Here is a 10,774-nt window from a genome sequence, read left to right on the forward strand (position 1 = left end):
CGAAGTTCGCATGAGAGCGTGCCGACAAAGCGTGCGAACTTCGGAATCGGGACGCTAGGCGGGCGGCCGCGGCCAAACGAATTGGAATTGAAAAATAATGGACCAGAATCGGCCATTGCTGCGACTCATTTCCGGCGTCGGCAAAAAGGGTCCGGCGTGCTTTGCGATCGAAGCCCGGGGCAAACGCCTTGTGCTTGACCTCGGCGAGGGCCCGCCGCCGGGATGCCTGCCCGATGTGGCCGCAATCGCGCCAGCAGACGCGCTGATCCTCAGCCACGGCCATAAGGACCATATCGGCGGGCTGTCGCTTCTGGCACAGCTCGGTAATCCACCGGTTTACGCTACCGAAATCGTCGCCGGCGCTCTGCCCAAGGGACTCCCCGCACGCACACTGCCCGTCCAGGGGATGAGCGAGGTGCTTGGCATTGCGATCGAGACCGGACGCAACGGCCATGCGCCCGGCGGCGTCTGGCTCAATTTCGCGATCGGCGATGGCTTTCTTTATACCGGCGACTATTCGGCGGAATCGATCCTCTATGCCTACGATCCGCCGGCCCGCGCGGTCGCCACCGCACTCATCGACTGCTCTTATGGCGATTACCAAACGCCTTTGGCGGAATGCTGGAGCGAGCTTGCGGCCCATCTCGGCAAGGGGCCGCTGCTGTTGCCGGTGCCGGCCAACGGCCGCGGCCCGGAAATCGCGCTCGAACTGATGCGGCACGGTTTGCGCGATATTTTCATCGACGATGCTATGCAAAAGGCAGTGCGGCAGCTTGCCGATCCTGCCAAGGTTTCTCTCTGCGACGGTCTTGTTCAACAGATTGAGCGGCTTGCCCAAATCGCACAGCCGATCGACGGCCCGCGCGGCGTGATGCTCGCCGCATCGGCCGATGGCGCGTCCGGCGCGACGGCACGCTTGCTGCCGGAATTCGAGCGCTCAGGCGAAATCGCGATCCTCTTCACCGGCTATATCAATCCTAACACGCCGGCGGAGCGGCTGAGCAAAAGCGGTCGCGCGCAGACCATGCGCTGGAACGTCCATCCGCGCCTATCCGACACGGTGACGCTAGTGCGGAACGTACAGGCGCGGACCGTAATTCCAGCCTTCTGCGATCATGCCCAGCTGCCGAAGCTCAGTGCCGCGCTGGCGCCGGCGCGCGTCACCATGGACGCGGTTGTGGCGATTTGATTAAGTGCGCGCGCACAGCCGCGTCCGATCAAATAAATTCATGATTTGATCTCATGACTCCCGTCAAGCCGCGAACCGTCTATTACGCGAGCGTCGGACCGCTCCTGAAATGCTTCGATGTCGATGCCGACGGCGCGGAGTTGCGCGAGCGTGGCGCGGTCACGGTCCCGGCGAACATCCAATATGCCTGGCCGCATCCGTCACGGCGCTTTCTCTATGTCGTTTCCAGTAACGGCGGCCCCGGCATTCCCGGCGACAAGCATTTTGCCAATACCTTTCTCATCGATCCGGCAACCGGCGGCTTGAGCCCGCATGGCGAACCCGCAGCGCTGCCGTCGCGGCCCATCCATGCCAGCGTCGATCGGAGCGGCAGTTATTTGCTTACGGCTTACAACAATCCGAGCGGGCTAACCGTGCATCGCCTTGTCGCCGACGGCAGCATCGGCGCGCCGGTGCAACAGCCGCCGGATCTCGACACCGGCATCTATGCGCATCAGATCCTGGCAACGCCGTCGAATCGCTGCGTCGTGCTGGTGACGCGCGGCAACCACGCCACAGCGAACAAGCCGGAGGATCCCGGCGCGATCAAGACATTCGCATTTGAGAATGGCGTGTTGCGAAACTCGGCGTCGATCGCGCCCGGCAATGGTCTCGGCTTCGGTCCGCGCCATCTCGACTTTCACCCGGCCAAACCCTGGGCCTTTGTCTCGATCGAGCGCCAGAACAAGCTCTATGTCTATGCGCTCGACGATGCCACCGGCCTCGCGCGGGACCCGCTTTTTGTGAAGGATACTTTGTCGAATCCCAAGACGCCGGCGAGTCAGGGCGCGGGACCGATCCATGTCGATCGCAACGGCAAATTCGTCTACCTGACCAATCGGACCTTCCCGGTGGCTGATGGCGGCGGCAGAGAAATTTCGAATGGTGGCGAGAACAATGTGGTCGCGTACGCCATCGATCAGAATAGCGGCGAGCCGAAGCCGATCCAGCACATCGACGGCCGCGGCGTTCAACTGCGCACCTTCGGCATCGACGAAAGCGGTCGACTTCTGGTCGTCGCCAGCATCATGCCGATGCCACGCCGCGACGGCGCCGGCATGCCGGCGGGGATGACGGTTTTCCGGATCGCTGAGGACGGCAGGCTCAGTTTCGCGCGCAAACACGACGTCGAAGTCGGCACTTCCCAGCAATTCTGGAGCGGAATGCTCGCGCTACCCTGACGGAGACGGAGCCAAATACCCGCGACGACGACGACACACACCGTCGCCCGCAATCTGCTATCCTTAAGAACGAGGTGTACGGCCCGCATGGCGGTGCCGAACGCGCCATGACGTGCACCAGCTACGCCGATCGCACGGACAGGAGAAGCAGCATGCGAAAATTGCTCCTCGTTGTCGTCTCCGCCACCGCTGCCTTATTCAGCGCCGCGCTTTACGCCGACAATTATCCTTCGCGCCCGGTCACCATGGTGGCCGTGTTCGGTCCCGGCAGCGCCAGCGACACCATCTGCCGCATCATCGCCAACGAGCTTGGTCCCGCGCTTGGCCAGCCGGTGATCGTGGAAGATCGTCCGGGTGCCGACGGCGCGCTGGCTGCGCTTTACGTCCATCATCAGCTAGCGGATGGCTATACCCTGCTGATGGGGACCAATTCGCCCCTCTCAGCCGATCCTTATCTGCATAAGGACGTGAACTACGATCCGGTGAAAGACTTTGTGCCGATCACGCGAGTCGGAAGCTTCACATTGATGCTGGTTATCGATCCGAAACTCCCGATCCATTCGGTCAGGGAGCTCATCGACTATGCCAAGGCCAATCCCGGCAAGCTGACCTTTGCAACCGGCAACACTGCCGGCATCGTCGCCCTTGAGACGATTAAACATGTCGCCGGCATCAGCATGCTGCACGTGCCCTACAAGAGCACGCCGCCCGCGCTCGAAGACATCATCGGCGGTCGGGTTTCGATGATGCTTGCCGATTTCACCACCGCCATGCCGCATATCAATGCCGGCACGCTGCGCCCACTGGCCGTGTCGCGCATCCGGCGCAGCACGCTGTTCCCGGATCTGCCGACCATGGACGAGGCTGGTATCAAAGGCTTCAATCTCGACACGTGGGCGGGCCTGGTCGCGCCGGCCGGCACGCCGCCGCAAGTCGTGAACAAGCTCAATGGCGCGCTGCGCAAGATCATCGACAGTCCAGAGGCGCAAGCCAGGTTCAAGAATGTCGGCTTCGAGGGCTTCTCCTCAACGCCGGAAGAGCTGGGCGACTTCATCAAGGCTCAACTCGCGCTGTGGGGAAAGATGATTAAGGACGCCAATATCCAAATGGATTGACGACGACGACGCGCGCTTTGCTTCACGCGCGCGGATCAAGCCGCAGACTTGGATAAACTTTCCCGAGGAACGTGGGACGCCCCCTCGCGCGCGCGATAGCGGTTCGCATAGCAGTGCGTGAACTCGGCGCCCAACAGCACGATTTGCGCGGAATAATAGACCCAGATCAACAGGATCACGAGCGAGGCGGCCGCGCCATAGGTGGAAGCGAGCGCCAGCTTGCCCACATAGATGCCGATCACCAATTTGCCGAGCTCGAACAGCGCGGCGGTGATGGCGGCGCCGAGCCAGACATCGCGCCACTCCACCTCAGTATCGGGCAGCCACTTGAACATCATGGCGAACATCGCGGTGATGGCCGTAAACGAAATGAGCGAACCGGCGCTTTGCAGGGCCGTCTGCGGCAATTCAGCGCCAACAAATTGCCCGGCGGCCGACAAGGCCGTGGTGAACAAGAGCGACACTAGGAGCAGAAAACCAAATCCGATCACCGCGCCCAGCGAGATCAGATACGTGCGGATGAATTGCCAGACGCCGCTGATCTTTGTTTCATCTACCTCCCATACCGTATTGAAGGCGTCCTTGAGCTGAACGACGACGCCAAGCGCGCTGAACAACAGAACCGCGGTGCCGATCGCGGTGGCGAGCAAGCCCTGTTGCGCCTTGTTTGCTCCGGCAAGCATGCCGTCTATCGCCGCCGCCGCGGTCTGGCCGACCATGCCGGAAAGCTGCTCCTGCACTTGGCCGCGCGCGGCTTCTGCACCGAATACGAAACCGGCGATCACGATCGCAATGACCATCAGCGGACCGACGGAGAAAATCGAATAATAGGCAAGCGCGGCGCCCTGCCGCGCATCCTTATGCGCGATCCAATTCTCGATCGTCGATTTGATCAGGAGCCAAGCGCTTTTCATCGCTCCGCTTTTTGTCACAAGCCTCGGCATCGTTGGACCGAGCATTGGTTCAACGTAAGGCGCGCGGGGCCGGTTCCCCCACGCCGGATCGGGTTCCGGCCGTTAACGCGCTTTGAGCGTCGCTCACCATTTGCGGCGCCGAACTGCGCGCATTCCGCTTTATTTCATCAATAATCCATTTACGCGTGCACGGTAATGCAGAGGACCGAGAAGCGCAGAGAATCCGATGTCCAGTACCGACCATGTTTGGTGGCGTCCGGGAGGACGAAGCCCTTTCTCGCTCGATCCGACCAAGCCGCGCTTACCGCAAATAGGCTCGGCAATCTGGCAGAGCCTTGTAATATTTGGCGGTCCTGCGATCGGGCTGGTTGCGATCGACCACTATCCCTTTCTGATCGCCGACCGCACAATCTATGTCGGCGGGCTCGCCAGCATTGGGCTCTGGTTTCTGGCCAGTTTTGTCATCTGGGGCAGCGACGACTTTCCCCGCGGGATGCCGCAACACCTTAAACTAGTATTCCGCGCCGGTTTCGGCCTCTGCATGACCTTCCTCGTGTTTGGACTTGCCGGCATCGCCAACGGCTATGGCACGCCACTGATCAGCAGGGATGTAGCCGTCGTTGCCAAGCACCCGACGCGCCAGAGCGATCCAGATCACCGTACATATTACGTAGCCATGCGTGCCTGGCCCTCCTCACGCGCGGTCGTCGAGCTCCATGCTCCGCGCAAGGTGTACGACCGATTGCATGTTCCCATCACGGCAATCGATACGCCGCAGGAGGACCTCCAAGCGATGGCGGACAGCGGCTCCGTGCGGCTTATCGTCGGTCAAGGCCGGCTCGGCGTAGAATGGCTGAAAGCCATCGAACTACCGTAACAGCAACGCGCACCTCGCTCAGACGGCGCGGCCTCGGCTGACAGCTCGGCAATTTTGTGCTGGAGTGGACAGCAGAGGAACGCATCAATGCAGATCAGGGTTTCGCCGAACAGTATGCAACGCAGCGCCGAAGAATGGCAGGCGCGCGTCGATCTTGCGGCGGCGCACCGGCTCGCCTTCAGGCACGGTTTTAGCGAGGGCATTTTCAACCATCTCACGCTTACCGTTCCGGGTCGCAACGATGTCTATTATCAGATCCCGTTCGGCATGCATTGGTCCGAAGTGACCGCCTCGTCGCTGATGGAGGTCGGCATAGCCGACGGCAAGGTCAAGCGCGGCACCGGCGACGTTGAGCGCTCCTGCTACTGCATACACGCACCGATTCATAAGGCGCTGCCGCAAGCCGCCGCGGTGTTTCACACCCACATGCCCTATGCCAGCGCGCTTACGCGCCTGGAAGATCCGCGCATCAAGGAAATCGGCCAGACCGAAGTCGGCTTAAGCGACATGATCGCCTATGACGACGAATATACCGGCCCGGCCTTCGACCCCGCCGAAGGCGAGCGCCTCGCCAGGGTCATCGGCAATAAGAGCGTTTTGTTCATGGCCAATCACGGCATCACCACGCTCGGCCTCACCGTCGCCGAGGCCTATGACCGGCTCTATTACCTCGAGCGCGCAGCGCAGGTTCAAATCTACGCCATGTGGACGGGCCAGCCGCTCAAACAGGTGCCGGCCGTGGTGGTCGAGAAGACCAAGCGCGAAATTGGCGGCGCGAAATTCTACGACGGCCCAAGTCCGGCGCAGCGGCATTTCGATGCGTTGAAACGCATCCTCGATCGAACGGAACCCGACTACAAAACCTGAAGCTGGCGCACCGCTCCGACCAACGCAGCCGGTCTCGCTGCGGTGAACGAGGTTCGGGTTCCACTTGATTGCGAAAGATTGCACTGCAACCTTGACCGGGGCGGCGCATCGCTCGTATGCGCCCGAGCAGGGTTGTCGACGGCCAAGAACGAGCGCAGGATAATTTCGGTTCTGGTATTTGCCTTGCGGCGGGATTGCGCCCGCCACCGATAAAATAAAATTCGGTTTAGGGAGCGCTCGATGAAATCCGTATCCATCCTGTGGATGACGACTGCGCTGGCCGCCGGTCTGTCCCTTGCGCCGAGCGCTGTCCGCGCGGATGAGCACGCGCCCGCCGCGCTGACCGGTCAAGTCACGTCAGACGCCGAGGGCGCCATGGAAGGCGTCGTGGTGACGGCGCGCAAGGATGGATCGATCGTATCGACGAGCGTGACAACTGACGCCAAAGGCCGCTACGCGTTTTCGGAAAGCCGTTTAGAGCCAGGTCGTTACACCGTCACGATCCGCGCGGTCGGTTACGATCTCAGCGCGCCGACGAGCGCCAATGTCATCGCCGAGCGGACGAGCAGCCTCAATCTCAAGCCCGATAAAACGCATGACCTCGCAAGTCAGCTCAGCAATGCCGAATGGATGATGAGCATCCCGGGCAGCGAAGAGCAAAAAGCCATGCTGCTCGACTGCATGAGCTGCCACACGCTGGAGCGCATCGTGCGCTCGACCCATGACGTGAACGAGTGGATGCAGGTGATCAGCCGGATGAAGGGCTATGGCGCGGTGAGCCAACCGATCAAACCGCAGGTGATGCTCGATCCTGACCGCGCCGGGAAGCCCGAGGACTACCGCAAGATGGCCGAATATCTCGCGACCATCAATTTGAGCGCGACCGATCACTGGCAGTATCCGCTCAAGACGCTGCCGCGCCCGACCGGCCGCTCGACGCATGCGATCGTGACTGAATACGACGTGGTTCGGCCGACCACCGAGCCTCACGACGTGGTGCTCGATAAGGAGGGCAACGTCTGGTACTCGGATTTTGGTGAGCTCTTCATCTCCAAGTTTGACCCAAAGACGCTCAAACTCACCGAATATCCGACCAAGAAATTCAAACCGGACGCGCCGGAAGGAAATCTCTCGCTCGAGTTCGACCGGAACGGGAAACTCTGGTTCGACACCATGTACCAGGGCGCGCTCGGCACGCTTGATCCGAAGACCGGCGAGACCAAATTCTATCCGTTGGCCGCGGAGTGGAACGACAACCGGGTGCAATTAAATTTCGTCGGACTGCGCCACGATGTCGACGGCAAGGTCTGGACCAAGAGCGTCGGCACCCAGGACATTTTCCGGCTCGATATCGCCAGCAACACCTGGGAAAAATTCCATCCGACGAGCGAGTTGCCGGCGGGTCATCACTACAGCATGTATCAGGTGATATCCGACTCCAAAAATAATTTGTGGATGGCCGAGTTCTCGGAAGGGTATCTCGGCACCATCGATGCGAAGACCCATGCGGTGAAATGGTTCCCGTTGCCGACGCCGCATGCCCGCGCGCGGCGCATGGAGATCGACGATCAGGACCGTATCGTGGTGACGGAATATCGCGGCAACAAAGTCGCGATCTTCGACACCAGGAAGGAGAAGTTCACCGAATATCCGCTGCCACCCTACACGTTCCCGTATCGGGCAAACATCGATAAGAACGGCGCCATCTGGGCCTCGACAATGGCGACCGATCGCGTCGTCCGCATGGATCCGAAGACCGGAGCAACGGAGCAATATCTGATGCCGTCCGAGACCAATATGCGGACCCTTTACGTTGATAATTCGACGACGCCGGTGTCATTCTGGGTCGGTTCGAACCATGCCCACGCCTTGGTGAAGGTCGAGCCGCAGGATTGATCTTATCGAGCATCGTCTCCCGGGCGCAGCGGCGCCCCCCGCAGCGGCGCTGGCTGCTCTTCGAGCATCGCCTCGATCGCGGTGCGGGTCGTTTCGACATCGAGGCCGTGCGCTTCGACCAGATCGCGGCAGTCGGCGAGGATCGCATCAGCATCCTGCATCATTTTCAGCCGCTTGAAGCGATCGTCGCGCCGCAATCCCATGCTGGCGCCGATGATCTCGTATATATTCATTATGCGGAGCGGCCAGTCGCGCTCATGCGCACAGAGTTCGCGGTGATCGGAATGGTAGACCGCGACCAGCGCATCGACGCCGACGGCCGCCGCGGTTTCCAGTTCCTGCTCCTGCAATTGCCGGCGATAGGCCGGCAGCACGCGAATGCTGTTGGCCTGTAATCCGACCGCTGGCTGGTGCAGATCGACGATTTCAATACCGGGGACCGCGCGCAAAATGTCCTCGGCCGCTTCGACGACTCCATGGATGCCCGGATGGCGGTGCAATGCGATCCGCATCGGCACGGGCTCACGCAGCAGCGGCCGCAGCCGGTCGAGATTCTTGCGGATGAACAGCGTGAACGGCGTCATTTCGAACGGCCGCGCACCGCGCGTCCTTTCGATCGTCGGCAGTGTCGTCTCGGCGAACTGCACCTGACACGACGGACACCACGACAGCACCTGCCCGCTCTTGCTGCGCGAAAGCTTGTCGAGCGTGCCTTCGGCGACACGGCCGGATGTCGCGACGTCGCCGGCGCGCATCTGCACGATGCCGCAGCAATGCGTCGGTCCGCCCATCACCTCATAGGTGACGCCGAGCGCATCCATGATGTCGAGGGCGAGGAGTGCGATGTGCGGCGTCTTGAGCACGTTGCAGCCGGTGTAAAAAACGAAATCCGGCGGCTCTTCTGCGCCACTCGCTTGCTTGGCGCCCTGCCCCAAGCGTTGCAGCAGTGCGTCATCGAGCTGGATGCGCGACAGATGCGTGACCTCGCGCGCAACTTTGCGGAAACCATCGACGCCATTTTTGCGCTGTACTGCCGCGTCGGACCTGCGCGCCATCTGGACCCGCGCCATGTGCAACAGGAAGCGCGGATTAACGCCGTAGTCGCAGGCCTTGATACATTCGCCAGAGAGAATGCAGGCATTGGCCCATTTGCGGGCGGCCTCATTGCCATCATTGGTGCGAACTTGGCCGGTGCGCACAATGTCGATGATGCCGTCAATGACTGCGGCGGGATTTTGCAGCTCTTCCGGCGTGAGTCCGCCTGGCCCGGTGACCGGGCAAACCTCAACGCATTTGCCGCAACGGGTGCAGGCATCGGCCATGGCCAGCGCGCGCCCATTCAACGCAGCTTCGAATGTCTGCACTGCCGGGTCGGTCGAGCTTTGCGACGAGGACGGCATTATCGTGGGCTACCTCATTGCCAGAGCGAATCCGGCAAATCGTAAGTCTGGGTCAGCGTACTGCCCCGCCCGGTCCGATTAAAGCCCGATTGAAGGCCTTTGCAAGCCGTTGTAAGACCGATCGTTCCTTCCGATAGGCCCAAGCGAAAATGACTTTGCACTTACCAGCAATTTCGCTTTGGCATTCCACCACGCCGCTGCGCGAGGCATGTAATGGGTGAATTCTGATGGGTGAATTCGCGATAGGCCAGCCCGTTCCGCGATTCGAAGATCCGCGGCTGGTTAAGGGCCACGGACGCTATGTCGCCGATATGGTGTTTCCCGGCATGGCCTTCGGCTGTGTGCTGCGCTCGCCGCATGCCCATGCGCGCATCCGCTCGATCGATATTGCCAAAGCCAAGAGCGCGCCCGGCGTGCTCGCGGTGCTGACTAGCGCCGAGTATAAGGCCGCCGGCTTCGGCGATCTGCCGGTGCCCGGCGGACTGCAGCGCCGCAATGGCGTGCCCGGCTATCGGCCGCGTTATCCGGCGCTGGCCGAGGACCGCGTCCGCATGATCGGCGACTACGTCGCCTTCGTCGTTGCGGAAAATTACTATCAGGCGATCGATGCCGCGGAGCTGATCGAGGTCGATTACGAGCCGTTGCCTGCGATCGCATCCACCGGCGATGCCACAAAGCCGGGGGCACCGCTGGTCTGGGACGATTGTCCCAACAATATCGGCTTCGTCCATCTCGAAGGGAACAAGGAAGCAACCGACGCGGCGTTTGCGCGCGCCGCGCATGTCGTCAAGCATCGCTTCGTTATCAATCGCGTCACGGCGGCGACCATGGAGCCGCGCGGCTGCATCGGCATGTTCGAGCCGATCGAAGGCCGCTACACGATCTACACGACCTTGCAGCGGACCAATGTGTTTCAAACCGAACTGTCACAATTTGTGCTGAAAGTCCCCGACAGCAAGATCCGTGTGGTGTGCGGCGACATCGGCGGCAGCTTCGGCATGAAGTCGGCCGTCTACAACGAAGTGGCGCTGGTGCTGTGCGCCGCCAAGCTCACCGGGCGCCCGGTGAAATGGGTGGCGACACGGTCGGAATCTTTTCTGTGCGACGCGCAAGGCCGCGATAATGTCACCGAAGCGGAACTCGCGCTCGACCAGAACGGCACGTTCCTCGGCTTCCGTGCCAGGGTCACCGCCGCGATCGGTGCCTATCTGCAGACCGGCATGCCGGCTTTTACCGGCAATCTCGGCACCCTGGCCGGCGTCTACCGCACGCCGGCTTCCCATATCGAGGCCACCG

At 61.4% G+C, this 10,774-nt stretch carries 9 protein-coding genes; 7 read left to right on the forward strand and 2 right to left on the reverse strand.

Annotated features, from left to right (window positions below; genetic code table 11):
• Positions 1 to 97: 97 nt before the first annotated feature.
• The 3 genes from CFA80_RS00565 to CFA80_RS00575 all read left to right on the forward strand — a co-directional run bounded on the left by CFA80_RS00565 (position 98) and on the right by CFA80_RS00575 (position 3,524).
• A complete protein-coding gene (locus CFA80_RS00565; protein WP_088518432.1) occupies positions 98 to 1,189 on the forward strand; it encodes an MBL fold metallo-hydrolase in 1,092 nt (363 codons plus the stop codon).
• A 53-nt stretch (positions 1,190 to 1,242) separates the two neighbouring features.
• The gene (locus CFA80_RS00570) at positions 1,243 to 2,409 is read left to right on the forward strand and encodes a beta-propeller fold lactonase family protein (RefSeq protein WP_088518433.1); all 1,167 of its coding nucleotides are present in this window, start codon (positions 1,243 to 1,245) and stop codon (positions 2,407 to 2,409) included.
• A 152-nt stretch (positions 2,410 to 2,561) separates the two neighbouring features.
• On the forward strand, positions 2,562 to 3,524 hold the full coding sequence (locus CFA80_RS00575) for a tripartite tricarboxylate transporter substrate binding protein (protein WP_088518437.1): 963 nt from the start codon (positions 2,562 to 2,564) through the stop codon (positions 3,522 to 3,524).
• A gap of 35 nt (positions 3,525 to 3,559) precedes the next feature.
• Here the strand turns inward: CFA80_RS00575 and CFA80_RS00580 are convergent, their stop codons facing one another.
• Complete coding sequence (locus tag CFA80_RS00580) at positions 3,560 to 4,438, reverse strand: YihY/virulence factor BrkB family protein (protein WP_088518438.1); 879 nt, start codon at positions 4,436 to 4,438, stop codon at positions 3,560 to 3,562.
• Positions 4,439 to 4,664: 226 nt separating this feature from the next.
• On the opposite strand from CFA80_RS00580, the gene CFA80_RS00585 reads away from it, so the two are divergent.
• The 3 genes from CFA80_RS00585 to CFA80_RS00595 all read left to right on the forward strand — a co-directional run bounded on the left by CFA80_RS00585 (position 4,665) and on the right by CFA80_RS00595 (position 8,078).
• Positions 4,665 to 5,315 (forward strand): hypothetical protein, encoded by a 651-nt coding sequence (locus CFA80_RS00585; protein ID WP_088518434.1) that lies wholly within the window; start codon positions 4,665 to 4,667, stop codon positions 5,313 to 5,315.
• A gap of 87 nt (positions 5,316 to 5,402) precedes the next feature.
• Positions 5,403 to 6,182 (forward strand): class II aldolase/adducin family protein, encoded by a 780-nt coding sequence (locus tag CFA80_RS00590; RefSeq protein WP_088518435.1) that lies wholly within the window; start codon positions 5,403 to 5,405, stop codon positions 6,180 to 6,182.
• Positions 6,183 to 6,422: 240 nt separating this feature from the next.
• Positions 6,423 to 8,078, forward strand: a complete 1,656-nt coding sequence (locus CFA80_RS00595; RefSeq protein WP_088518436.1) for a carboxypeptidase regulatory-like domain-containing protein — start codon at positions 6,423 to 6,425, stop codon at positions 8,076 to 8,078.
• A gap of 2 nt (positions 8,079 to 8,080) precedes the next feature.
• Here CFA80_RS00595 and CFA80_RS00600 read toward each other — a convergent pair whose 3' ends face one another.
• Positions 8,081 to 9,478, reverse strand: a complete 1,398-nt coding sequence (locus CFA80_RS00600; protein ID WP_245281133.1) for a (Fe-S)-binding protein — start codon at positions 9,476 to 9,478, stop codon at positions 8,081 to 8,083.
• A 227-nt stretch (positions 9,479 to 9,705) separates the two neighbouring features.
• Between CFA80_RS00600 and CFA80_RS00605 the strand changes: the two genes are divergently transcribed.
• Positions 9,706 to 10,774 (forward strand): molybdopterin cofactor-binding domain-containing protein (locus tag CFA80_RS00605; RefSeq protein WP_143549655.1); only part of this gene is annotated, 1,069 nt, incomplete at its 3' end.

It is taken from the genome of Rhodoplanes sp. JGI PP 4-B12, from assembly GCF_900188135.1.